At 65.5% G+C, this 22733-nt stretch carries 21 protein-coding genes; 10 read left to right on the forward strand and 11 right to left on the reverse strand.

Annotated elements, in window-relative coordinates:
- Nucleotides 1-41: 41 nt before the first annotated feature.
- The 4 genes from CAG33_RS11820 to CAG33_RS11835 form a co-directional block, all read right to left on the reverse strand.
- Nucleotides 42-1169: an FAD-binding oxidoreductase gene (locus CAG33_RS11820; RefSeq protein WP_085638512.1), complete on the reverse strand. Its 1128-nt coding sequence runs from the start codon at nucleotides 1167-1169 to the stop codon at nucleotides 42-44.
- A gap of 110 nt (nucleotides 1170-1279) precedes the next feature.
- Complete coding sequence (locus tag CAG33_RS11825; RefSeq protein ID WP_085638515.1) at nucleotides 1280-2224, reverse strand: ornithine cyclodeaminase family protein; 945 nt, start codon at nucleotides 2222-2224, stop codon at nucleotides 1280-1282.
- A 124-nt stretch (nucleotides 2225-2348) separates the two neighbouring features.
- Nucleotides 2349-3800, reverse strand: coding sequence for an ATP-dependent RNA helicase RhlB (rhlB, locus tag CAG33_RS11830; protein WP_085578900.1), 1452 nt, complete (start codon nucleotides 3798-3800; stop codon nucleotides 2349-2351).
- A gap of 136 nt (nucleotides 3801-3936) precedes the next feature.
- Complete coding sequence (locus CAG33_RS11835; RefSeq protein WP_085578806.1) at nucleotides 3937-4593, reverse strand: alpha/beta hydrolase; 657 nt, start codon at nucleotides 4591-4593, stop codon at nucleotides 3937-3939.
- A gap of 469 nt (nucleotides 4594-5062) precedes the next feature.
- Here CAG33_RS11835 and CAG33_RS11840 point away from each other — a divergent pair, with 469 nt between their 5' ends.
- From CAG33_RS11840 to CAG33_RS11880, 9 genes are all read left to right on the forward strand, one after another.
- Nucleotides 5063-6094, forward strand: a complete 1032-nt coding sequence (locus CAG33_RS11840) for an amino acid ABC transporter substrate-binding protein (protein WP_085578808.1) — start codon at nucleotides 5063-5065, stop codon at nucleotides 6092-6094.
- A 66-nt stretch (nucleotides 6095-6160) separates the two neighbouring features.
- On the forward strand, nucleotides 6161-7342 hold the full coding sequence (locus CAG33_RS11845; RefSeq protein WP_085578810.1) for an amino acid ABC transporter permease: 1182 nt from the start codon (nucleotides 6161-6163) through the stop codon (nucleotides 7340-7342).
- A gap of 10 nt (nucleotides 7343-7352) precedes the next feature.
- Entirely contained in the window at nucleotides 7353-8450 is a 1098-nt protein-coding gene (locus CAG33_RS11850) for an amino acid ABC transporter permease (protein WP_085631625.1), read from the forward strand.
- 13 nt (nucleotides 8451-8463) lie between these two features.
- A complete protein-coding gene (locus CAG33_RS11855; RefSeq protein WP_085578814.1) occupies nucleotides 8464-9228 on the forward strand; it encodes an amino acid ABC transporter ATP-binding protein in 765 nt (254 codons plus the stop codon).
- 323 nt (nucleotides 9229-9551) lie between these two features.
- Nucleotides 9552-10211: a FadR/GntR family transcriptional regulator gene (locus CAG33_RS11860; protein ID WP_085578816.1), complete on the forward strand. Its 660-nt coding sequence runs from the start codon at nucleotides 9552-9554 to the stop codon at nucleotides 10209-10211.
- Nucleotides 10201-11505 (forward strand): CynX/NimT family MFS transporter, encoded by a 1305-nt coding sequence (locus tag CAG33_RS11865; protein WP_085578818.1) that lies wholly within the window; start codon nucleotides 10201-10203, stop codon nucleotides 11503-11505. The genes CAG33_RS11860 and CAG33_RS11865 overlap by 11 nt, the downstream gene beginning before the upstream one ends.
- 194 nt (nucleotides 11506-11699) lie before the next feature.
- Nucleotides 11700-12170: a nuclear transport factor 2 family protein gene (locus tag CAG33_RS11870; protein WP_085578820.1), complete on the forward strand. Its 471-nt coding sequence runs from the start codon at nucleotides 11700-11702 to the stop codon at nucleotides 12168-12170.
- A gap of 40 nt (nucleotides 12171-12210) precedes the next feature.
- Entirely contained in the window at nucleotides 12211-12513 is a 303-nt protein-coding gene (locus CAG33_RS11875; protein ID WP_085631621.1) for a GIY-YIG nuclease family protein, read from the forward strand.
- A gap of 84 nt (nucleotides 12514-12597) precedes the next feature.
- On the forward strand, nucleotides 12598-13533 hold the full coding sequence (locus CAG33_RS11880; protein ID WP_085638518.1) for a glutathione S-transferase family protein: 936 nt from the start codon (nucleotides 12598-12600) through the stop codon (nucleotides 13531-13533).
- Between the two features lie 87 nt (nucleotides 13534-13620).
- Here CAG33_RS11880 and CAG33_RS11885 read toward each other — a convergent pair whose 3' ends face one another.
- Complete coding sequence (locus tag CAG33_RS11885; RefSeq protein ID WP_085578826.1) at nucleotides 13621-13971, reverse strand: glutaredoxin family protein; 351 nt, start codon at nucleotides 13969-13971, stop codon at nucleotides 13621-13623.
- Nucleotides 13971-14975, reverse strand: a complete 1005-nt coding sequence (yejK, locus tag CAG33_RS11890; RefSeq protein ID WP_085638521.1) for a nucleoid-associated protein YejK — start codon at nucleotides 14973-14975, stop codon at nucleotides 13971-13973. Before yejK ends, CAG33_RS11885 begins: the two co-directional genes overlap by 1 nt.
- A 396-nt stretch (nucleotides 14976-15371) precedes the next feature.
- Here yejK and CAG33_RS11895 point away from each other — a divergent pair, with 396 nt between their 5' ends.
- Nucleotides 15372-15653, forward strand: a complete 282-nt coding sequence (locus CAG33_RS11895) for an HU family DNA-binding protein (RefSeq protein WP_003221909.1) — start codon at nucleotides 15372-15374, stop codon at nucleotides 15651-15653.
- A gap of 71 nt (nucleotides 15654-15724) precedes the next feature.
- Here CAG33_RS11895 and rlmF read toward each other — a convergent pair whose 3' ends face one another.
- The 5 genes from rlmF to CAG33_RS11920 form a co-directional block, all read right to left on the reverse strand.
- A complete protein-coding gene (gene rlmF, locus CAG33_RS11900) occupies nucleotides 15725-16756 on the reverse strand; it encodes a 23S rRNA (adenine(1618)-N(6))-methyltransferase RlmF (RefSeq protein ID WP_085638524.1) in 1032 nt (343 codons plus the stop codon).
- A gap of 264 nt (nucleotides 16757-17020) precedes the next feature.
- Nucleotides 17021-19867 (reverse strand): valine--tRNA ligase, encoded by a 2847-nt coding sequence (locus tag CAG33_RS11905; protein WP_085578833.1) that lies wholly within the window; start codon nucleotides 19865-19867, stop codon nucleotides 17021-17023.
- 195 nt (nucleotides 19868-20062) lie between these two features.
- Nucleotides 20063-20473, reverse strand: a complete 411-nt coding sequence (locus CAG33_RS11910; protein ID WP_085578835.1) for a DNA polymerase III subunit chi — start codon at nucleotides 20471-20473, stop codon at nucleotides 20063-20065.
- Between the two features lie 8 nt (nucleotides 20474-20481).
- Nucleotides 20482-20910, reverse strand: coding sequence for a DNA polymerase III subunit chi (locus CAG33_RS11915; RefSeq protein ID WP_085631615.1), 429 nt, complete (start codon nucleotides 20908-20910; stop codon nucleotides 20482-20484).
- 60 nt (nucleotides 20911-20970) lie between these two features.
- The gene (locus CAG33_RS11920) at nucleotides 20971-22461 is read right to left on the reverse strand and encodes a leucyl aminopeptidase (RefSeq protein WP_085578839.1); all 1491 of its coding nucleotides are present in this window, start codon (nucleotides 22459-22461) and stop codon (nucleotides 20971-20973) included.
- Between the last annotated feature and the right edge of the window lie 272 nt (nucleotides 22462-22733).

Here is a 22733-nt window from a genome sequence, read left to right on the forward strand (position 1 = left end):
AGTGTGCCGCAATCCGTCGGGCGCGTCATCCGCACGGCCGGTCAGGCGAGGCGGGCGGGGGACAGCATGGCGGCGGTCAGGCCGAACCGGCCCAGTTGCTCAGGCAACGGCAGGCCGCGCACCAGCGCCGCGCTGGCCTGGCCCATGGCCGGCGAGGTCTGGATGCCGTAGCCGCCCTGGGCCGCGACCCAGAACAACCCCGGCACCTGCGGGTCGAAACCGGCCAGCAGGTCGCCGTCGGCCACGAAGCTGCGCAGGCCGGCCCAGGTGCGGGTCGGGCGGCGGATGGTCAGGGTGGTGGCTTCCTCGATCTGGTAGATGCCCATGGCGATGTCCAGCTCTTCGGGCTGCACGTCGTGGGGTTCGACGGGGTCGGCGTTGGCCGGCGAGCCGAGGAACATGCCGGCGTCGGGCTTCATGTAGAACGACTCGTCGAGGCTGACCAGCATCGGCCAGTGGTGGATGTCCACGCCTTCGGGGCCGGCGAAGATGAACGCGGCCCGGCGTTTGGGCTGCAGGCCCAGCGGCGCGGCGCCGGCCAGAGCGCCGATCTTGTCGGCCCAGGCCCCGGCGGCGTTGATCACCACGGGGGCGCTGAAGGTTTCGCCTGGGGTCTGCACCTGCCACAGGCCGTCGGCGCCACGGGTGAGGCCCAGCACCTCGCAGTCTGTGTGCACCTGGCCGTTGTTGCGGCGGATGCCGCGCAGGTAGCCCTGGTGCAGGGCGTCGGTGTCGATGTCGCTGGCGGTGGGGTCGTAGAGCGCGCCGTGGACTTTCTCCCGGCGCAGGATCGGCAGCCGCGTGCAGGCCTCGTCGGCGCTGAGCAGTTGCATCTGCGGCACCGTGGCCTTGGCGCTGAGGTATTGGTTGTTCAGTTCGGCGGGGTCGCCGGTGAAGTCCACGGTCATTTCGCCGCGCGGGGTCAGCAGCGGATGCTCGCAGAAGCCGCTTGGCGGGGTGTCGAAGAAGTCACGGCTGGCCAGGGTCAGCGCCCGCACCTGCGGAGTGCCATAGGCGGCGGTGAACAGGGCGGCGGAGCGGCCGGTGGAGTGATAGGCCGGATGCGACTCACGCTCCAGCACGACCACCTTGGCGTGGGGCGACAGCCAGAAACCGGTGGACGCGCCGGCGATGCCGCCGCCGATGATGATGAAGTCTGCCTGGCTCATGAAAGTCTCCAGTATTGACGCAATTATTGAAGGATGCCGAGAGCCCTGTGGGAGCCAGCCTGCTGGCGATGGCGGCGCAACCGCCGCATCGAAGCACAGGGATTGCGGTGTCAGGGATGCAGGCGATAAATCGCATTGGCCACGGCGATGTCCTCCAGCCCCAGGCCGATGGAGCGGAAGAACACGTGGCGCCCATAGTCGGGACGCTGCGCCTGGCCGCTGAGCAGGTCGGCCAGGTCGCCGACGATCCGGGTGCGGTCCCAGCCGTGCCGTTCGGCGGCGATCAGCATTTCGCCCGCCGAACCCGGTGTGGTCTGGCGATAGTCGCAGAACACCTGCATGTCGTTGAGGCTGTGCGGCGGCACCTCGTGGGCGCGGGGCGCGTTGGTGCTGATCGAGGTGATCAGCGCCGGCTTGCTCAGGCTGGCCGGATCGATCACAGGTCCCGCAGACGAGGTGCAGAGCAGGATCACGTCGGCCCCGGCGACGGCGGCTTCGCGGCTGTCGGCCACGGTCAGGCGCGGTTCCAGGGCCTTGAAGCGGGCGACGGTGTCTGGCTCTTCGGCGAGGCTCGGCGCGTACAGGCTGATGTGCTGCCAGTCGCGCAGCGCCTTGACGTATTCCAGATGCGCCTGGGCCACCTTGCCGCTGCCGATGATCGCCAGGCGCCGGGCGTCCACCGGGGCCAGGGCGTCGACCGCCACGGCGGTGGTGGCGGCGGTGCGGGCGGTGGTCAGCTCACCGGCGTCGCACAGCAGCAGGGGCTGGCCGGTCTGCATCGACATCAGCAACGTCCAGGCCGTCACCAGCGGGCCTTGTTCGCGGACGATGTACGGCGAGGTCTTGACCCCGTACACGCCGTCCTCGGCCAATACGCCCAGGTAGTTGATGAAATCCCCCGCGCCCTGGGGAAACTCCACCAGTTGCTGGGCCGGCTGCACCGCCTGCCCGGCGGCGAGGTCGCGGAACAGCTTGCGCATGATCTGCGGCACGTCGAGCCGGGCCAGCAGCGCGCGGGCCTGGGTTTGGTCGATCACATGGGGCGTGCAGGTCATGTCGGGCTCCGGGGATTGTTATTAAACTAATTTGTCCATTATGGACTTTTATATCTTGTCGGCAATCTCCGGGCGAAAAAAAAGGCGCAGTCCGTCGCCGGCTGCGCCTTTCTCATGGGGTCGCTCAGTGCGGCCGCTTGCGCTCGACCGCCCGCAGCAGGTGGGTCGGCGGCATTTCGCAGCTGATCTTGCGGCCCAGCAGCGCCTCGATGGACGGCAACTGGTAGGAGTCGTCCTCGCCGGCGAAGCTGATCGACACGCCGTCGGCGCCGGCCCGGCCGGTGCGGCCGATGCGGTGCACGTAGTCGTCCGGCACTTCCGGCAGGGTGAAGTTGATCACGTGGCTGATGCCGTCGATGTGGATGCCGCGGCCGGCCACGTCGGTGGCCACCAGCACGCGGATCTTGCCTTCGCGAAAGCCTTCCAGGGTCTTGATGCGCTTGTGCTGCGGCACGTCGCCGGACAGCTGGGCGGCGTTGACGCCGTCGCGCACCAGGCGTTCCTCGATGCGTCGCACTTCGTCCTTGCGGTTGGCGAACACCATCACCCGCTCCCAGCCGTTGTCGTTGACCAGGTTGTACAGCAGCTTGTACTTGTCGGCGCTGGCGACCGCATAGATGTGCTGTTCGACGTTGGCGTTGGCCACGTTCTCGGCTTCGATCTCGACGATGGCCGGGTCGGTGGTCCACTGCTTGGCCAGGTTCATCACGTCGTCGGTGAAGGTGGCGGAGAACAGCAGGGTCTGGCGCTCGCTCTTGGGCGGGGTCTGGCGGATGATCTGGCGCACCTGCGGGATGAAGCCCATGTCGAGCATGCGGTCGGCCTCGTCCAGCACCAGCACTTCGACCATGTCCAGGTGCACGTCGCCGCGCTGGTTGAAGTCCAGCAGGCGGCCCGGCGTGGCGACCAGGATGTCGCAGTGGCGCGCCTCGAGCTGCTTGAGCTGCTTGTCGAAGTCCATGCCGCCGACGAAGCTCATCACGTTCAGGCCGGTGTACTTGGTCAGGTCCTGGGCGTCCTTGGCGATCTGCACCACCAGTTCGCGGGTCGGGGCGATGATCAGCGCCCGCGGCTCGCCCATGTAGCGCTCTTTCGGCGGCGGGGTCTGCAGCAGCTGGGTGATGGTCGAGATCAGGAACGCGGCGGTCTTGCCGGTGCCGGTCTGGGCGCGGCCGATGGCGTCCTTGCCGGCGAGGGTGAAACCCAGCACCTGGGCCTGGATCGGCGTGCAGTAAGGGAAGCCCAGGTCCTGGATGGCGTGCATCAGTTCCGGGGCGAGCCTGAAGTCGTGGAAGCGGGTCTTGCCTTCCTGGGGTTCGACGACGAAGTCCTCGAGTTTCCAGGGGATCACCGGCGCCTTGGGCTTGGGTTCGCGGCGGGGCCTGGCCGGTTTAGGCTCAGGGCTTGGGGCCGGTTCGCCGGCCTTGGCCGCAGGGGCCTCAGGTTTCGGTTCGGGTTTGGCGGCCGCGGCGGGAGCGGGGCGGTCGGCCGGGCGGAGGTCGCCGCGGGGGCCGGAGGCGGGCGACGGTGCGCCGGCGGCAGGCGCGAGCTGCTCAGCCTCGCTTTTGCCGAACATTTTCTTGAGTGCTTTGAGCACGGTCGTCTCATCAATTGGTTAAGGAATGTACGCCGGCCAGTGTAATGCAAGAATCGGGCGCGGCGTAGTGGGGCGATCAAAGGGCCGCGGCGTGCGGCCGAAGTCGCGGAATCGATCAGCGCAGGCGTTCGCCCAGCCAGGTGCCGATGTCGCGGATTTCCTCGGGTAACACTTCGTGCTCCATTGGGTATTCCTGCCATGTCACGGTGACACCATGGGCCTTCAGGTACTCGTACGCCGTGCGTCCCATCGCGTTCTGCACCACGTTGTCGAACTGGCCGTGCAGCGCCAGCACGGGCACGCGCTGCTGGCTGGCGGACAGCTCCAGTTCACCGCTGAAGGTCGGTGCGTACGTCGAAAGCGCCAGCACGCCGCCCAACGGTCCCTGCCATTTCAGGAACGCGGTGTGATAGACCACCGCGCCCCCTTGGGAAAACCCGGCGAGGAAGATCCGCGAGGCGTCTATTCCGGAGGCCTTCTGCGATTCGATCAGTTCGATGACATGGTCGGCGGACGCTTCCAGCTGGTCGCGGTCGATGGCCCGGGCCGGGGTCATTGCCTTGATGTCGTACCAGCTGGGCATGGCATATCCGCCATTGATCGTCACGGCGCGGGTGGGCGCCTGGGGCAGGACGAAACGGGTGGTCAGCAGGGTTTCCTGCAGGGCCTCGGCCACCGGCAGGAAGTCGTAGCGGTCGGCGCCCAGGCCGTGCAGCCAGATCACGCAGGCGTCCGCGGTCTTTTCGGGCTGAAGAATCAAGGGCTCGGTCATGGCTGCTCCAATTGGGTGCGGGCGCGCTCATCGGGTGCGTGATCCGTGTGCGCGCCAGGGTTATCCGTTAAGAAGATGTCGCAAGGTTACAAGTTTTGCTATTGACCTGTCGCTCCATCGCCTCAATGGGCGGTGTGGTACGGGCTTTGCTATGAGCTAGACGTGCAATCGTTCTCGGGCCCGGCGGTAACACTATCAGTGAACGCAAGGGGACGGGGACAGTAAAGAATCCGGTGATGGATGTTCGCCAGAGGCCGCTACGGGCTTAGCGAACGTGAAAGGGCTACAGCCCGTTCGGCCGACTGGTGAGACGTGAGGTTGTCCATTATGTGGATTTTCTCCTACTAGACTCATAGCTAAGGTCCTACGTCGGTTGACCCCACAAAAAGCCAACACGGGTCAACAACGCCTCAAAAGGGTGCGACAAGACTCAAGCTCCGACACAACAAGAGCAAAACTGGAGGTTTGAATGAAGATGTTGAAAACCACTCTGGCGGTCGTGACTGCTGCGACAGTCCTCGGCGTCAGCGGGTTCGCTCAGGCGGGTGCAACCCTGGATGCGGTGCAGAAGAAAGGCTTCGTGCAGTGCGGCGTCAGCGACGGCCTGCCGGGCTTCTCCGTACCGGACTCCACCGGCAAGATCATCGGCATCGACGCCGACGTCTGCCGCGCGGTGGCCGCGGCCGTGTTCGGCGATGCGAACAAGGTCAAGTTCAGCCAGTTGAACGCCAAGGAACGCTTCACTGCGCTGCAGTCTGGCGAAATCGACATCCTGTCGCGCAACACCACCATGACCAGCTCCCGTGACGCGGGCATGGGCCTGAAATTCCCGGGCTTCATCACCTACTACGACGGCGTGGGCTTCCTGGCCAACAACAAGCTGGGCGTGAAGAGCGCCAAGGAACTGGACGGCGCCACCATCTGCATCCAGGCGGGCACCACCACCGAGCTGAACGTGTCCGACTACTTCCGCGCCAACGGCCTGAAGTACACCCCGATCACCTTCGACACCTCCGACGAAAGCGCCAAGTCGCTGGAATCCGGCCGTTGCGACGTGCTGACCTCCGACAAGTCCCAGCTGTTCGCCCAGCGCAGCAAGCTGGCTTCGCCGAAGGACTACGTGGTGCTGCCGGAAACCATCTCCAAGGAGCCTCTGGGCCCGGTCGTGCGCAACGGCGACGACGAGTGGCTGGCGATCGTGCGTTGGGTCGGCTATGCGCTGCTCAACACCGAAGAGGCCGGCGTCACTTCGAAAAACGTGCTGGAAGAAGCCAAGTCCACCAAGAACCCGGACGTCGCCCGCCTGCTGGGTGCCGACGGCGAGTACGGCAAGGACCTGAAGCTGCCTAAGGATTGGGTCGTCAAGATCGTTTCCCAGGTCGGCAACTACGGTGAGATCTTCGAGAAAAACCTCGGCAAGAGCACCCCGCTGGAAATCGACCGTGGCCTGAATGCGCTGTGGAACGCCGGCGGCATTCAGTACGCACCACCGGTGCGCTAATGGTTCTGTCACCCGGCGGGCCAAACGCCGGGTGACGTTCTGTTTCAGTTTTTTCCGGGGCACTTCATGCAAAATTCAATCGGCGCACCAAAGCAGAGGCTCAGCCTCAGCGATCCACGAGTGCGTGCGTGGCTGTTTCAGATCATCACCGTAGTGGCGGTGGTCTCGATGGGCTGGTACCTGTTCGACAACACCCAGACCAACCTTCAACACCGGGGCATCACCTCCGGTTTCGACTTTCTCGAGCGCAGCGCCGGTTTCGGCATCGCTCAGCACCTGATCTCCTACACCGAAGCGGACAGTTACGCACGGGTGTTCGTGATCGGCCTGCTCAACACCCTGCTGGTGACCTTCATCGGCGTGATCCTGGCGACGCTGCTGGGCTTCATCATCGGTGTGGCGCGGCTGTCGCCGAACTGGATCATCAGCAAACTGGCGACCGTGTATGTGGAAACCTTCCGCAACATCCCGCCGCTGCTGCAGATCCTGTTCTGGTACTTCGCGGTGTTCCTGACCATGCCGGGGCCGCGCAACAGCCACAACTTCGGCGACACCTTCTTCGTCAGCAGCCGGGGCCTGAACATGCCGGCGGCGCAGATCGCCGACGGATTCTGGCCGTTCGCGGTCAGCATCGTGGTGGCCATCGTCGCCATCGTGTTCATGAGCCGCTGGGCCACCAAGCGCTTCGAGGAAACCGGCGAGCCGTTCCACAAGTTCTGGGTCGGCCTGGCCCTGTTCCTGGTGATCCCTGCGCTGTGCACGCTGGTCTTCGGCGCTCCGCTGCACTGGGAGATGCCGCAGCTCAAGGGCTTCAACTTCGTCGGCGGCTGGGTGCTGATCCCTGAACTGCTGGCGCTGACCCTGGCCCTGACCGTGTACACCGCGGCGTTCATCGCCGAGATCGTGCGCTCGGGGATCAAGTCGGTCAGCCACGGCCAGACCGAAGCGGCCCGTTCGCTGGGCCTGCGCAACGGCCCGACCCTGCGCAAGGTGATCATTCCCCAGGCGCTGCGGGTGATCATCCCGCCGCTGACCAGCCAATACCTGAACCTGGCGAAGAACTCGTCCCTGGCGGCCGGCATCGGCTACCCGGAAATGGTTTCGCTGTTCGCCGGCACCGTCCTCAACCAGACCGGCCAGGCCATCGAGGTGATCGCCATCACCATGAGCGTGTACCTGGCGATCAGCATCAGCATTTCCCTGCTGATGAACTGGTACAACAAGCGCATTGCGCTGATCGAGCGGTAAGGAAAAGCGCATGAGCACTCATACCTTCAAACCTGACATGCCCCCGCCGAGCAGCAGCATCGGCGTGGTGGCGTGGATGCGCGCCAACATGTTCTCCAGCTGGCTCAACACCCTGCTGACCCTGTTCGCGTTCTACCTGATCTACCTCGTGGTGCCGCCGCTGATCAACTGGGCGATCCTGGACGCCAACTGGGTCGGCACCACCCGCGCCGACTGCACCAAGGAAGGCGCCTGCTGGGTGTTCATCCAGCAGCGCTTCGGCCAGTTCATGTACGGCTACTACCCGGCCGACCTGCGCTGGCGCGTGGACCTGACCGTGTGGCTGGCGGTCATCGGCGTGGCGCCGCTGTTCATCTCGCGCTTCCCGCGCAAGGCGATCTACGGCCTGAGCTTCCTGGTCGTCTACCCGATCATCGCCTGGTGCCTGCTGCACGGCGGCGTGTTCGGCCTGACCACCGTCGCCACCAGCCAGTGGGGCGGCCTGATGCTGACCCTGGTGATCGCCACCGTCGGCATCGCCGGCGCGCTGCCGCTGGGGATCCTCCTGGCGCTGGGCCGGCGTTCCAACTTGCCGGCGATCCGTGTGGTCTGCGTGACCTTCATCGAGTTCTGGCGCGGCGTGCCGCTGATCACGGTGCTGTTCATGTCCTCGGTGATGCTGCCGCTGTTCCTGCCTGAAGGCATGAACTTCGACAAGCTGCTGCGGGCGCTGATCGGCGTGATCCTGTTCCAGTCGGCCTACGTGGCCGAGGTGGTGCGGGGCGGCCTGCAGGCGATCCCCAAGGGCCAGTACGAAGCCGCGGCCGCGATGGGCCTGGGCTACTGGCGCGCGATGGGCCTGGTGATCCTGCCGCAGGCCCTGAAGCTGGTGATCCCCGGCATCGTCAACACCTTCATCGCTTTGTTCAAGGACACCAGCCTTGTGATCATCATCGGCCTCTTCGACCTGCTCAACAGCGTCAAGCAGGCCGCCGCCGATCCGAAATGGCTGGGCATGGCCACCGAAGGCTACGTGTTCGCCGCCCTGGTGTTCTGGATTTTCTGTTTTGGCATGTCGCGCTATTCCATGCATTTGGAACGCAAGCTCGACACCGGCCACAAGCGTTAGGAGTTCTGTGTAAATGAGCGAAGCAATCAAGAAGCCTGCGGGCGCCGAAGGCATCATCCAGATGCAGGGCGTGAACAAGTGGTACGGCCAGTTCCACGTGCTCAAGGACATCAACCTCAACGTGCGGCAGGGCGAGCGCATCGTGCTGTGCGGCCCGTCCGGTTCGGGCAAGTCCACCACCATCCGCTGCCTCAACCGTCTGGAAGAGCACCAGCAGGGCCGCATCGTCGTCGACGGCACGGAACTGACCAACGACCTCAAGCAGATCGAAGCGATCCGCCGCGAAGTCGGCATGGTGTTCCAGCACTTCAACCTGTTCCCGCACCTGACCATCCTGCAGAACTGCACGCTGGCGCCGATGTGGGTGCGCAAGATGCCCAAGCGCAAGGCCGAGGAAATCGCCATGCACTACCTGGAGCGCGTGCGCATTCCGGAGCAGGCGAACAAGTACCCGGGGCAGCTGTCCGGCGGCCAGCAGCAGCGTGTGGCGATCGCCCGCGCCCTGTGCATGAAGCCGAAGATCATGCTGTTCGACGAACCGACCTCGGCCCTCGACCCGGAAATGGTCAAGGAAGTGCTCGACACCATGATCGGCCTGGCCGAAGACGGCATGACCATGCTCTGCGTGACCCACGAAATGGGCTTCGCCCGCACCGTGGCCAACCGGGTGATCTTCATGGACAAGGGCGAAATCGTCGAACAGGCCGCGCCGAACGACTTCTTCGACAACCCGCAGAATGACCGCACCAAGCTGTTCCTCAGCCAGATCCTGCACTGATCGACGGCTGGCGGTGAAATGAACCCGGACATGTTCCGGGTTTATTTTTGCCCGGTGTTTGTGGAAGCCAGCCTGCTGGCGATGGCAGTGGGGCAGGCGCCGGGGTGTCGGATGTACCGGCCTCATTGTGGGCAAGCCCGCTCCCACAGGGAATTGCGGTGCTGGCAGACTCTCTGTTCACCGTAAAAAACTGTGGGAGCCAGCCTGCTGGCGATGGCGTCGGTGAGGGCACCACCGGGCTGGATCAAGGGTTGTCCTCTCGGAGACGGTTCATTACCATGTCCGAAAAATTCATCCGATGATTGGATGACAGGGCGAATTCCATGTCAGACACCTCTCCATTGATCAAGCGTTCCCTGGTCGACCAGGCCGTGGATCAATTGCGCCAGCGCATCAACGACGGCGTGTGGACGGTGGGCCAGCGCCTGCCGACCGAACCTGAGCTGTGCGCCGAGCTGGGCATCAGCCGCAACACGGTGCGCGAGGCCATGCGCGTGCTGGCGTTCTCCGGGCTGATCGAGATCCGCCAAGGCGACGGCAGCTACCTGCGGGCGGCGGTCGATCCGCTGGACGCGCTCAAGGCGCTGTCGCGCTGCTCCCTGGATCAGGCCCGGGAAACCCGGCACATCCTGGAAGTCGAGGCCATCGGCCTGGCGGCCCTGCGCCGCACCGACGAAGACCTCACGGCCCTGCGCGAGGCGCTCGGCGTCAGCGGCTGCCACTACCACGGCGACCTGGACACCTACATCGCCTGCGACCTGGTGTTCCACCGCCGTCTGGTGGACGCCGCGCACAACCCCACCCTCAGCGAGCTGTACCGCTATTTCTCCAGCATTGTCGGCGCGCAGCTGCGCCAGACCCTGAACATCGTCCCGCGCCGCCAGGAAGTGTTCGACCTGCACATCGCCTTGCTCGATGCCGTCGAACAGCGCGACCCGGAACGGGCCAAAGCCTTGTCGAGGCAGTTGATCAATGAACCTTGAAACCGAGAAGCCCATGTCCCGCAGCGAGTTGTCCACACCCTCCAAACGCACGGCCGAGCTCGAAGAGCTGCTGATCGACGCCGAAGCCGATGACGCGCAGGTGCAGCAGAGCCATCCGCTGGTGCGTCGTCCGTGGCTGTTGCTGCTGGGGCTGATCCTGGTGGCGCTGAACCTGCGCCCGGCGCTGTCGAGCATGGCGCCGCTGCTGGGCGAGGTGTCGAAAAGCCTCGGCCTGTCAGCGGCCCAGGCCGGGCTGCTGACCACCTTGCCGGTGCTGTGCCTGGGGCTGTTCGCCCCGCTGGCGCCGGTGCTGGCCCGGAGGTTCGGCGCCGAGCGGGTGGTGCTGGGGATCCTGCTGACCCTGGCCTGCGGCATCATCCTGCGGAGCAACTTCGGTGCCGTCGGCCTGTTCACCGGCAGCGTGCTGGGCGGCGCCAGCATCGGCATCATCGGCGTGCTGCTGCCGGGCATCGTCAAGCGCGACTTCGCCAAGCACGCCGGCACCATGACCGGCGTGTACACCATGGCGCTGTGCCTGGGGGCGGCGATGGCGGCGGGCTCGACCGTGCCGCTGAGCCAGCACTTCGGCGACAGCTGGGCGCTGGGGCTGGGCATCTGGGTGGTGCCGGCGCTGGCGGCGGCGCTGTTCTGGCTGCCGCAGGTGGGGCAGAAGCAGGGGGCGCACCACGTCGCCTACCGGGTGCGCGGCCTGCTGCGCGATCCGCTGGCCTGGCAGGTGACCCTCTACATGGGCCTGCAATCGTCGCTGGCCTACATCGTGTTCGGCTGGCTGCCGTCGATCCTGATCGGCCGCGGCCTGACGCCGACCCAGGCCGGCCTGGTGCTGTCCGGTTCGGTGATCATCCAGCTCGCCAGCTCCCTGGCCGCGCCGTGGCTGGCCACCCGCGGCAAGGATCAGCGCCTGGCGATCGTGGTGGTGATGGCGCTGACCCTCGGCGGCCTGTTCGGCTGCCTCTATGCGCCGATCGAAGGCCTGTGGGGCTGGGCGATCCTGCTGGGCCTGGGGCAGGGCGGCACGTTCAGCCTGGCGTTGACGCTGATCGTGCTGCGCTCGCGCGATTCCCACGTGGCGGCCAACCTGTCGAGCATGTCCCAGGGCTTCGGCTACACCCTGGCGTCGATGGGGCCGTTCGCGGTCGGCGTGGTGCATGACTGGACCGGTGGCTGGAACGCGGTGGGCTGGATCTTCGGCATCGTCGGCGCGGGCGCCATCCTCGCCGGCCTCGGTGCCGGGCGGGCGCTGTATGTGCAGGTGCAGAGCGAGAAGGTCTGAACCCTGGGGCCGGCGGCGTCTTCACGGACGCCATCGCCAGCAGGCTGGCTCCCACCGTTCCCGCCGCGCCGCAAGTCCATGTGGAAGGGCGTCAGCAGGTGTTTTGCCGGTATTCGGCGTGCGAATGCCGATAGTGTTTCGACCGTTTGCGGATTATCGTGCTGGCATTGTGTCCTTAAGCATGGAGTTTGCCCGTGAGTGAAGCCAACAGCGCCGTGATCACCCGTTTCTACCAGGCCTTCCAGCGCCTCGACGCCGAGGCCATGGCCGCCTGCTACACCGACGACGTGGTGTTCAGCGATCCGGCCTTCGGCGAACTGCGCGGGCGCGACGCCGGCGACATGTGGCGCATGCTCACCACCCGCGCCAAGGATTTCTCCCTGACCTTCGACAACGTCCGCGCCGACGAGCGCAGCGGCGGCGCCCACTGGGTGGCGACCTACCTGTTCAGCCAGACCGGCAACACGGTGGTCAACGACATCCAGGCGCGTTTCGTGTTCCGCGACGGCAAGATCTGCGAGCACCACGACCGTTTCGACCTGTGGCGCTGGTCGCGCCAGGCCTTGGGCTTCAAGGGCCTGCTGCTGGGCTGGACGCCGCTGGTGGCCAACGCCGTGCGCGCGCAGGCGCTCAAAGGGCTGAAGGCATTCCAGGCCGGCCGCTGATAAGATCGCGGGCTGTTTCCCACACGCCTGCGACCGCCCCGTGACCACCTTGAGCGAAAACCCTGTCGACACCGATGCGCCTGCGGCCAAGGCCTGGTTCGTCTACCTCGTCCGCGCGGCCAACGGTTCGCTGTACTGCGGGATCAGCGACGATCCCGTGCGCCGCTTCGCCAAGCACCAGAGCGGCAAGGGCGCGCGGTTCTTCCTGTCCAGCCCGGCGATGGCGCTGGTCTACACCGAGCGCTGCCGGGACAAGGGCGATGCGCTGCGCCAGGAGCGGCTGATCAAGAAACTCAGGAAAAGCGCCAAGGAATGCCTGGTGGCGTCTTATCAATCTGACTGATCGGTTCCCGTCGCCCGCATCCGTAGGCTGCCATCCAAATGCAGGCTAAGCTGCGGATTCACCTACTGTGCGGCGGAGCCGAGCATGTCCGAGTTGATCCTTCACCATTACCCCGCGTCCCCATTCGCCGAAAAGGCCCGGCTGCTCTTGGGTTTCAAGGGATTGTCCTGGCGTTCGGTGCACATCTCGCCGGTGATGCCCAAGCCGGACCTGACCGCGCTCACCGGCGGCTACCGCAAGACGCCGGTGCTGCAGGTCGGTGCGGACATCTATTGCGACACCGCCCTGATCGCCCGGCGCCTGGAGCAGGAAAAGGCCTTGCCGGCGTTTTTCCCCGAGGGGCAGGAAATGGTCGTCGCCGGGTTCGCCGCGTGGGCCGATTCGGTGGTGTTTCCGCATGCGGTCAGCCTGGTGTTCCAGCCGGAGTCGGTGGCGGCGCGCTTCGGCAAGTTGCCGCCGGAGGCGATCAAGGCGTTCATGGCCGACCGGGCCGGGCTGTTCAGCGGCGGCAGCGCGGCGAGGCTGCCTGCCGAGCAGGCCAAGCATCAGTGGCCGACCCTCATGGCGCGCCTGGAGCAGCAATTGCAGCGCGAGCAGGGCGACTTCCTGTTCGGCGAACCGTCGGTAGCGGACTTCGCCCTGGCGCATCCGCTGTGGTTCCTCAAGGCTACGCATGTGACGGCGCCGCTGGTGGACGCCTATCCGGCTGTGGCCGCATGGTTGGGGCGGGTGCTGGGCTTCGGTCACGGCGCGGCGAGCGAGATGAGCGCCGACGAGGCGCTGGAGGTCGCGCGCAATGCGACGCCGGCTGCGTTGCCGGATGAGGCGTTCGCCGATCCGAACGGATTCGTGGCCGGACAGCGGGTGGCGATTGCCGCGACGGATTACGGGGTGGATCCGGTGGAAGGGGAGTTGGTGTCCGCCGGCCTCGAAGAACTGATCCTGCGCCGCGAAGACGCACGGGCCGGGGTGGTGCATGTGCACTTTCCGCGGTTGGGGTTCCGCATCGAGGCCCGCTGAGGTTCCCGGTGCGGGAGCGGCTGCCTTGACCGCCCTGAGGCGCCTCGGCTGACGTCATCGCCAGCAGGCTGGCTCCCACCTGTCTGTCTACTTCAGGGCGGCGAGGATTTCGTCCGGGTCGAAGCCGCGGATCAGCGTGCCGTTGACGTCGATCAGCGGAATCCCGCGCCCGCCCAAGGCTTCATAGGCCTTGCGCGCCTCGGCGTCCTTCTCGATGTCGAACTCCGTGAACGCAATGCCCTTGCCGTCGAGAAAACGTTTGGTCTGCTTGCAGTAGCCGCACCAGTCGGTGGAATAGAGCACGACCCGGGCGTTGGCGCGAACCTGCTCCGGGAGCATCTGCGACGGGTTGAACACCCGCTCGATCTTGCCCCAGTTCTGGTAGGCCACGACCACCAGCAGCACCAGCAGGACTTTCTTCAGCACATTGCCGAGCATCAGTTGCGCCGCTTCAACTGATCGGTGAGCGAGGTCGGCAGGCCCTTGATCACCAGGGTGCCCGCTTCTTCGTCGTACTCGATCTTGGAGCCCAGCAGGTGAGCCTCGAAGCTGATCGACAGGCCTTCGGCGCGGCCGGTGAAGCGGCGGAACTGGTTGAGGGTGCGCTTGTCCGCCGGGATCTCCGGCGACAGGCCGTAGTCCTTGTTGCGGATGTGGTCGTAGAACGCCTTCGGACGGTCTTCGTCGATCAGCTCCGAGAGTTCCTCAAGGCCCACCGGCTCGCCGAGCTTGGCCTGGCTGCTGGCGTAGTCCACCAGGGCCTTGGTCTTCTCGCGGGCGGAGTCTTCGGGCAGGTCTTCGCTTTCGACGAAGTCGCTGAAGGCCTTGAGCAGGGTGCGGGTCTCGCCCGGACCGTCGACGCCTTCCTGGCAGCCGATGAAGTCGCGGAAGTATTCCGACACCTTCTTGCCGTTCTTGCCCTTGATGAACGAGATGTACTGCTTGGACTGCTTGTTGTTTTGCCACTCGGAGACGTTGATCCGCGCCGCCAGGTGCAATTGGCCCAGGTCGAGGTGGCGCGAGGGGGTCACGTCCAGCTCGTCGGTCACCGCCACGCCTTCGCTGTGGTGCAGCAGGGCGATGGCCAGGTAGTCGGTCATGCCTTGCTGGTAGTGGGCGAACAGCACGTGGCCGCCCATCGACAGGTTGGATTCTTCCATCAGCTTCTGCAGGTGCTCCACCGCCACCCGGCTGAATGCGGTGAAGTCCTGGCCGCCGTCGAGGTACTCCTTCAGCCAGCCGCTGAACGGAAACGCCCCGGACTCCGGATGGAACAGACCCCAGGCCTTGCCTTGCTTGGCGTTGTAGCTTTCGTTGAGGTCGGCGAGCATGTTCTCGATGGCCGCGGACTCCGCCAGTTCGGAGTCGCGGGCATGCAGGACCGCGGGGGGGCCGTCGGGTTTTTTGTCGATCAGGTGGACGATGCAGTGACGGATCGGCATGGGCTTCTCGGCTGTTGGAGGGGAGGCGGGCGGGCGCCCCCGAAAAAGCGCCCAGTGTACCCCAACCGCCGCTTTTGGCGCGGGGTGCAGGGTAAATCCGGGCCATCGGACGGCCCTTATGCATTTTTTTACCGATTTAGCGCAATAAACCTGACCATTTGGCTAGCTAGAGGCGGATATTTCCTTGTCTCTGTGCTAGTTTTGCCCGGTCTTTCGCGAAGTCACCGCGACAAGCATGCATTCAGCTTTTGTCAGGTCGAACCAAACCTTGATTTCGGCATCTATAACCCCGACTCGTCGTGGTTATCGCCGAGGGTGCCGGATCCAGAAGATCGGGCTCGATGGCTGACACTGCACTCTGCAATCCATATGAATTTGATAGGGAAGGAACACCAAATGGCTCTTACTAAAGACCAACTGATCGCCGACATCGCCGAAGCTATCGACGCGCCGAAAACCACCGCGCGCAACGCTCTGGACCAGCTGGGCCAAATCGTTGCCGATCAGCTGGAAAACGGCGGCGAAATCACCTTGCCAGGCATCGGCAAGCTGAAAGTGACCGAGCGTCCTGCCCGTACCGGCCGTAACCCGTCGACTGGCGCAGCCATCGAAATCCCTGCCAAGAAAGTGATCAAGCTGGTTGTGGCCAAAGGCCTGACCGACGCTGTGAACAAGTAAGACGCAGCGATAAAAAAAACCGTGCGCCGGAGCGATCCGGGCACGGTTTTTTTGTGGGCGGCGCAAAAGCGCTAGTGCGCCGGGGCCTGGCTCCAGCGCGCCCGGCGCCAGGCCTGATGCTGCTCATGGGTCAGGAACGTCCAGGCGACGAAGCGGCTCTGCTTCTGCCCCTGGCCCATTTCCACCACCCGGCTTTGCAGGGCGCCGGCCTTGTTCAGCGCCGCTTGCACCGCCGGCAGGTTCGACGCCTTCGACACCAGCGTGCTGAACCACAGGACCTGCTGCGCCACCTGGGCGCTCTCGCTGATCAGTTGGGTGACGAAACGCGCCTCACCGCCCTCGCACCACAGTTCCGCCGCCTGGCCGCCGAAGTTCAGCACCGGCAGTTTGCGCTTCGGATCGGCCTTGCCCAGCGCCCGCCATTTGCGCGAGCTGCCGCGGGTGGCTTCCTCGATGGAGGCGTGGAAGGGCGGGTTGCACATCGTCAGCTCGAAGCGTTCGTCGGCCGCCAGCAGGCCCGCCAGGATGTGCTTCGCGTTGGCCTGCGGGCGGACCTGGATCGCCTTGGCCAGGCCATTGGCCTGGATGATCGCCCGGGCAGCGCCGAGGGCGGTGGCGTTGATGTCCGAGCCGGTGAAGTGCCAGCGATAGTCGCTGTGGCCGATCAGCGGATAAATGCAGTTGGCGCCCACGCCCACGTCCAGCACCTTCACCGAGGCGCCGCGGGGGATGGTGCCGTCATTGCCTTCGGCCAGCAGGTCGGCGAGGAAATGCACGTAGTCGGCGCGCCCCGGCACCGGCGGGCAGAGGAAATCGGCGGGAATGTCCCAATGGGCGATGCCGTAGAACGACTTGAGCAGCGCCCGGTTGAACACCCGCACCGCGTCGGGGCTGGCGAAGTCGATGCTTTCCTTGCCGTACGGGTTGATGATCACGAACTTCGCCAGCTCCGGCGTGCTTTTGATCAGCGCCGGAAAGTCGTAGCGGCCCTGATGGCGGTTGCGCGGGTGCAGGCTGGCCTTTTCCTTGGGCGCGCCGTTGGCGGCCGGTGGCTTGGCTTCAGGCTTCTTGCGCGCTGGCTTGGGTGGACGTGGAGCGGTCATGGGCGAAATCGATTCGGATAAGGCTGAAAGTGGTGGGCATTGTCCCATATCCGGAGGGTGTGAACCCAATCCCGAGGCAACACAAATCCTCTGTGGGAGCGGGCTTGCCCGCGAAGAGGGAGTGTCAGTCACGCAGTTGATGGCTGACACACCGCATTCGCGGGCAAGCCCGCTCCCACAGGGATATTCATTGGCAGTCAGATAACGAGCAGGCGAAAAAAAGGGAGGCCGTTGCGGGCCTCCCTTTTTCGGTGCGGTCTGCCGTTACAGGCTGGCGATCCGCGCGTGCTGCTCGGCCAGCTTGCCCAGGGCCTGTTCGGCCTCGGCCAGCTTGGCGCGTTCCTTCTCGATGACTTCGGCCGGGGCCTTGTCGACGAAACCGGCGTTGGACAGCTTGCCGCCCACGCGCTGGACTTCGCCTTGCAGGCGCAGGATTTCCTTGTCCAGGCGCGCCAGTTCAGCGTCCTTGTCGATCAGGCCGGCCATCGGCACCAGCACTTCCATCTCGCCCACCAGCGCGGTGGCGGACAGCGGCGCCTCTTCGCCTTCGGCCAGCACGGTGATCGATTCCAGGCGCGCCAGCTTCTTGAGCAGCGCTTCGTTCTCGATCAGGCGGCGCCGGTCTTCGGCGCTGACGTTCTTCAGGTAGATCGGCAGCGGCTTGCCCGGGCCGATGTTCATCTCGCCGCGGATGTTGCGGGTGCCGAGCATCAGGCCCTTGAGCCATTCGATGTCGTCTTCGGCCGCCGCATCGATGCGCGCTTCGTTGGCCACCGGCCAAGCCTGCAGCATGATGGTCTTGCCCTGGATGCCGGCCAGCGGCGCGATGCGCTGCCAGATCTCTTCAGTGATGAACGGCATGAACGGGTGGGCCAGGCGCAGGGCCACTTCCAGCACGCGCACCAGGGTGCGACGGGTGCCGCGCTGACGCTCGACCGGCGCGTTCTCGTCCCACAGCACAGGCTTGGACAGCTCCAGGTACCAGTCGCAGTACTGGTTCCAGATGAACTCGTACAGCGCTTGCGCCGCGAGGTCGAAACGGAACTGGTCCAGCTGGCGGGTCACTTCGGCTTCGGTGCGCTGCAGCTGCGAGATGATCCAGCGGTCGGCCAGCGACAGTTCGTAGGCTTCGCCGTTCTGGCCGCAGTCTTCGCCCTTGTCCAGCACGTAGCGTGCGGCGTTCCAGATCTTGTTGCAGAAGTTGCGGTAGCCTTCGACGCGGCCCATGTCGAACTTGATGTCGCGGCCGGTGGAGGCCAGCGAGCAGAAGGTGAAGCGCAGGGCGTCGGTGCCGTAGCTGGCGATGCCGTCGGCGAACTCGTCGCGGGTCTGCTTCTCGATCTTCTTGGCGAGCTTGGGCTGCATCATGCCGGAGGTGCGCTTCTGCACCAGGGCTTCGAGCTCGATGCCGTCGATGATGTCCAGAGGATCCAGGACGTTGCCCTTGGACTTGGACATCTTCTGGCCCTGGCCGTCACGCACCAGGCCGTGCACGTACACGGTCTTGAACGGGACCTGCGGCGTGCCGTCCTCGTTCTTGATCAGGTGCATCGTCAGCATGATCATCCGGGCGACCCAGAAGAAGATGATGTCGAAGCCGGTGACCAGCACGTCGGTGGAGTGGAATTTCTTCAGGAACTCGGTCTTCTCCGGCCAGCCCAGGGTGGAGAACGTCCACAGGCCCGAGCTGAACCAGGTGTCCAGCACGTCGTTGTCCTGCTGCAGCGCGACGTCGGCGCCCAGGTTGTGCTTGGCGCGGACCTCGGCTTCGTCGCGGCCCACGTAGACCTTGCCCGACTCGTCGTACCAGGCCGGGATCCGGTGGCCCCACCACAGCTGACGGCTGATGCACCAGTCCTGGATGTCGCGCATCCACGAGAAGTACATGTTTTCGTACTGCTTGGGCACGAACTGGATGCGGCCGTCTTCCACGGCGGCGATCGCCGGCTCGGCCAGAGGCTTGGTGGAGACGTACCACTGGTCGGTCAGCCACGGCTCGATGACGGTGCCGGAGCGGTCGCCCTTCGGCACTTTCAGGTTGTGGTCGTCGACGCTGACCAGCAGGCCGGCGGCGTCGAACGCGGCGACGATCTGCTTGCGCGCCTCGAAGCGCTCGAGGCCGGCGTATTCGGCCGGGATCTTGCCGTCGACGGTCTCGTTCAGGGTGCCGTCGAGGTTGAACGCCTGGGCTGCCGGCAGCACGTGGGCGTTCTTGTCGAAGATGTTGAGCAGCGGCAGGTTGTGGCGCTTGCCGACTTCGTAGTCGTTGAAGTCGTGGGCCGGGGTGATCTTCACGCAGCCGGTGCCGAACTCGGGGTCGCAGTAGTCGTCGGCGATGATCGGGATGCGGCGGCCGACCAGCGGCAGCTCGACGAACTTGCCGATCAGGGCCTTGTAGCGCTCGTCGTTCGGGTTCACGGCCACGGCGGAGTCGCCGAGCATGGTTTCCGGACGGGTGGTGGCGACGATCAGGAAGTCATTGCCTTCAGCGGTCTTCGCGCCGTCGGCCAGCGGGTATTTCAGGTTCCACAGGAAGCCTTTCTCGTCGTGGTTCTCCACTTCGAGGTCGGAGATCGCCGTGTGCAGCTTGGTGTCCCAGTTGACCAGGCGCTTGCCGCGGTAGATCAGGCCGTCTTCGTGCAGGCGCACGAACGCTTCCTTGACCGCTTCCGAGAGGCCGTCGTCCATGGTGAAGCGCTCGCGGCTCCAGTCCACGGACGAGCCCAGGCGGCGGATCTGCCGGCTGATGTTGCCGCCGGACTGCTCCTTCCATTCCCAGACCTTCTCCAGGAATTTCTCGCGGCCCAGGTCGTGGCGGTTCTGGCCGGTGGCTTCGAGCTGGCGCTCCACCAGCATCTGGGTGGCGATGCCGGCGTGGTCGGTGCCCGGTTGCCACAGGGTGTTGCGGCCCTGCATGCGGCGGAAACGGATCAGGGCGTCCATGATCGCGTTGTTGAAGCCATGACCCATGTGCAGGCTGCCGGTGACGTTCGGCGGCGGGATCATGATGGTGTAGGAGTCGCCCGCGCCTTGCGGGGCGAAGTAGTTCTCGGACTCCCAGGTGTTGTACCAGGAAGTTTCAATGGCGTGCGGCTGGTAGGTCTTATCCATGCGCGGCGGGACCCTATTGGCATTTATTCAGGAAAAGCCGGGAAGTATAGCGGGGCGAGGGGCGCAGGGCGAGCGGGGCCGGGGAGCGGCGGGGCAAAATGTAGGAGCGGGTCTGCCGGCGATGCTGGCGCCGAGGTTTCGCGGGAGGCCCGAGGCGATGCTATCGCCAGCAGGCTGGCTCCCACAGGGTGGCGGTCATTCGTACTGGTTGAGCAGCCGTTCCATCCGCGCCTCGAGGCGGCGCTTGATTTCGGTTTCGATGTGCGGGGCGAAGTCGTCGATCACGTCCTGCATGATCAGTTGCGCGGCGGCGCGCAGTTCGCTGTCCAGGTGCAGCAGGGCGTCCGGCCCCTTGGCGGCGGGGGCGGCCGGAGCAGCGGGCGCTGGGGTTGGCGCCGGAGCCGGCGTTGGAGCGGGTGGCGGCTCGATGGCTTCAGGCGCAGGGGCCACGGCCTCGAACAGCATCGGAATCTGTTCCTGTGCGCTTTCGGTGACCGTCTCGGTCAGCAGCGGCGGCTGCAGGTTGTCGTCGCCGAGCAACTGACGGATCGACTCCAGGTCGTCCAGCAGGTGCGCAGGCTTTTGCAGCGGTTTTGGAGTGTCCATCGGCGTACTCAGAGTCGCTGTAAACGGTGGTCTTGCAGAGGATAGCCCTGTTCGCGGTAGAAGCGGAAACTCTCCCGCGCGGCCTGGCGGATCGCCGGATCCTCCACCACCACTTCCGCCACGCGGGCGAAGCGGGCGGCGAAGGCCGGGACTTTCAGGTCCAGGTTGACGAGCAAGTCCTGGTGCTGGCCGCAGTCTTCGCCCAGCCCCAGCACGATCGCGCCGTCCGGTTCGCTGTCGGCGGGGCCGTGGGGCACGAAGGTTTCGCCCTTGAACGCCCAGAGGCGCGCGTCGAGGTCATCGCGCTGGGCGGCATCGCTGCAATGCAGGTAGATGCGGTGGCCCATGCGCCAGGCCTTTTCGGTGAGCTTGCAGGCGAAGTCCAGGCGGGCCGAGGGGTCGGCGCTGGGCAGGATATAGAAGTCGACTTTGGTCATTGCGGTTCCTGAGCGCAGGGCGGCGTCCCGGTGCAGGGACGCCGCTTTGCGTCATCGGTTTCAGGCCTTGGCGCGGTCCAGCAGGTACTGGGTCAGCAGAGGCACCGGACGGCCGGTGGCGCCCTTGTCCTTGCCGCCGCTGGTCCAGGCGGTGCCGGCAATGTCCAGGTGCGCCCAGTTCAGGTTCTTGGTGAAGCGCGACAGGAAGCACGCGGCGGTGATGGTGCCGGCCTTCGGCCCGCCGATGTTGGCGATGTCGGCGAACGGGCTGTCCAACTGCTCCTGGTACTCGTCGAACAGCGGCAGTTGCCAGGCGCGGTCGTCGGCGGCCTGGCCGGCGCTCAGCAGTTGCCCGATCAGCTCGTCGTTGTTGCCCAAGAGGCCCGAGGTGTGGGCGCCGAGGGCGACCACGCAGGCGCCGGTCAGGGTGGCGATGTCGATCACCGCCTGCGGCTTGAAGCGCTCGGCGTAGGTGAGGGCGTCGCACAGCACCAGGCGGCCTTCGGCGTCGGTGTTGAGGATCTCCACGGTCTGGCCGCTCATGGTGGTGACGATGTCGCCCGGACGCGAGGCGGTGCCGCTCGGCATGTTCTCGGCGCAGGCCAGGATGCACACCAGGTTGATCGGCAGCTTGAGCTCAAGCACGGCGCGCAGGGTGCCGAACACGCTGGCGGCGCCGCCCATGTCGAACTTCATCTCGTCCATGCCGGCGCCCGGCTTCAGGCTGATGCCGCCGGTGTCGAAGGTGATGCCCTTGCCCACCAGCGCATACGGCTTCTCGGACTTCTTGCCGCCGTTGTACTGCATGACGATCAGGCGCGGCGGCTGGGCGCTGCCCTGGCCGACGGCGTAGAACGAGCCCATGCCCAGCGCCTTGATCTTCTTCTCGTCGAGGACTTCGACTTTCAGGTCCTTGAACTCCTTGCCCAGGCTCTTGGCCTGTTCGCCCATGTACACCGGGTGGCAGACGTTCGGCGGCAGGTTGCCCAGGGTGCGGGTGAACGCCATGCCGTTGGCGATCGCGGTGGCGTGGGTCACGGCGCGCTGCACTTCGGCCTGGGCGGCCTTGATGGTCAGCAGGGTGATTTTCTTGAGTGCGCGCGGCTCGGCCTTCTGGCTCTTGAACTGGTCGAAGGTGTAGCCGCCGTCGATCAGGGTCTCGGCCAGCAGGCGGGTCTTGCCGTAGCTGTCACGGCCCTTGACGATGATTTCGTCCAGCGCCAGCGCGGCGTCGCTGCCGCCCAGGCCCTTGAGGGTGTTGAGGATGCCGGCGACGGTCTTGCGGAACGGGCGGTCGCCCAGTTCTTCGTCCTTGCCCACGCCCACCAGCAGCACGCGCTCGGCCTTCAGGTTCGGCAGGCTGTGCAGCAGCAGGCTCTGGCCGACCTTGCCGGCCAGGTCGCCGCGCTTGAGGACGGCGCTGATGGCGCCGCCGCTCAGTTCGTCGACCTGCCGGGCGGCGACGCCGAGTTTGCGGCCTTCGCCGACGGCAACCACCAGGGTGGCGGTTTTCAACGTTTCCGGGCTAACGCTTTTTACAACCAGTTCCATGTCTGGATCCCTGAATGAATGGTCAACATGCAGGCGTCCGGCGATGTCCGCAGCCGCCTGCCTTTCGGATAGAAAGGGCGCAGGCCTGTGCCTGCGGCGAAGGCGGCAGTTTGAACCTCGCTCCCTTCGCCTGACAACCCTCGGCGGACGCAATCTTCAACCGATTGCGCGCTTGCGTGAGTGCGCGCAGTGACAGGCGCGCCCAATCACAGGATAATGCCGCATCTTTTTTCGGCGGCTCTGCCTGGCGGGCCGCCCGATACGTTCGCTTG

Source organism: Pseudomonas sp. B3(2017) (assembly GCF_002113595.1).
Lineage (GTDB): Bacteria > Pseudomonadota > Gammaproteobacteria > Pseudomonadales > Pseudomonadaceae > Aquipseudomonas > Aquipseudomonas ekonensis.

What these genes read in the sequence shown, in the direction of transcription:
- CAG33_RS11895 (WP_003221909.1), top strand. Translation starts at nt 15,372, where the DNA reads ATGGCTCTTACTAAAGACCAACTGATCGCCGACATCGCCGAAGCTATC.
- CAG33_RS11880 (WP_085638518.1), top strand. Translation starts at nt 12,598, where the DNA reads ATGTCCGAGTTGATCCTTCACCATTACCCCGCGTCCCCATTCGCCGAA.
- CAG33_RS11845 (WP_085578810.1), top strand. Translation starts at nt 6,161, where the DNA reads ATGCAAAATTCAATCGGCGCACCAAAGCAGAGGCTCAGCCTCAGCGAT.
- CAG33_RS11885 (WP_085578826.1), bottom strand. Translation starts at nt 13,971, where the DNA reads ATGCTCGGCAATGTGCTGAAGAAAGTCCTGCTGGTGCTGCTGGTGGTC.
- yejK (WP_085638521.1), bottom strand. Translation starts at nt 14,975, where the DNA reads ATGCCGATCCGTCACTGCATCGTCCACCTGATCGACAAAAAACCCGAC.
- CAG33_RS11910 (WP_085578835.1), bottom strand. Translation starts at nt 20,473, where the DNA reads ATGGACACTCCAAAACCGCTGCAAAAGCCTGCGCACCTGCTGGACGAC.
- CAG33_RS11850 (WP_085631625.1), top strand. Translation starts at nt 7,353, where the DNA reads ATGAGCACTCATACCTTCAAACCTGACATGCCCCCGCCGAGCAGCAGC.
- CAG33_RS11860 (WP_085578816.1), top strand. Translation starts at nt 9,552, where the DNA reads ATGTCAGACACCTCTCCATTGATCAAGCGTTCCCTGGTCGACCAGGCC.
- CAG33_RS11855 (WP_085578814.1), top strand. Translation starts at nt 8,464, where the DNA reads ATGAGCGAAGCAATCAAGAAGCCTGCGGGCGCCGAAGGCATCATCCAG.
- CAG33_RS11840 (WP_085578808.1), top strand. Translation starts at nt 5,063, where the DNA reads ATGAAGATGTTGAAAACCACTCTGGCGGTCGTGACTGCTGCGACAGTC.
- CAG33_RS11820 (WP_085638512.1), bottom strand. Translation starts at nt 1,169, where the DNA reads ATGAGCCAGGCAGACTTCATCATCATCGGCGGCGGCATCGCCGGCGCG.
- CAG33_RS11915 (WP_085631615.1), bottom strand. Translation starts at nt 20,910, where the DNA reads ATGACCAAAGTCGACTTCTATATCCTGCCCAGCGCCGACCCCTCGGCC.
- rhlB (WP_085578900.1), bottom strand. Translation starts at nt 3,800, where the DNA reads ATGTTCGGCAAAAGCGAGGCTGAGCAGCTCGCGCCTGCCGCCGGCGCA.
- CAG33_RS11825 (WP_085638515.1), bottom strand. Translation starts at nt 2,224, where the DNA reads ATGACCTGCACGCCCCATGTGATCGACCAAACCCAGGCCCGCGCGCTG.
- CAG33_RS11905 (WP_085578833.1), bottom strand. Translation starts at nt 19,867, where the DNA reads ATGGATAAGACCTACCAGCCGCACGCCATTGAAACTTCCTGGTACAAC.
- CAG33_RS11835 (WP_085578806.1), bottom strand. Translation starts at nt 4,593, where the DNA reads ATGACCGAGCCCTTGATTCTTCAGCCCGAAAAGACCGCGGACGCCTGC.
- rlmF (WP_085638524.1), bottom strand. Translation starts at nt 16,756, where the DNA reads ATGACCGCTCCACGTCCACCCAAGCCAGCGCGCAAGAAGCCTGAAGCC.
- CAG33_RS11865 (WP_085578818.1), top strand. Translation starts at nt 10,201, where the DNA reads ATGAACCTTGAAACCGAGAAGCCCATGTCCCGCAGCGAGTTGTCCACA.
- CAG33_RS11920 (WP_085578839.1), bottom strand. Translation starts at nt 22,461, where the DNA reads ATGGAACTGGTTGTAAAAAGCGTTAGCCCGGAAACGTTGAAAACCGCC.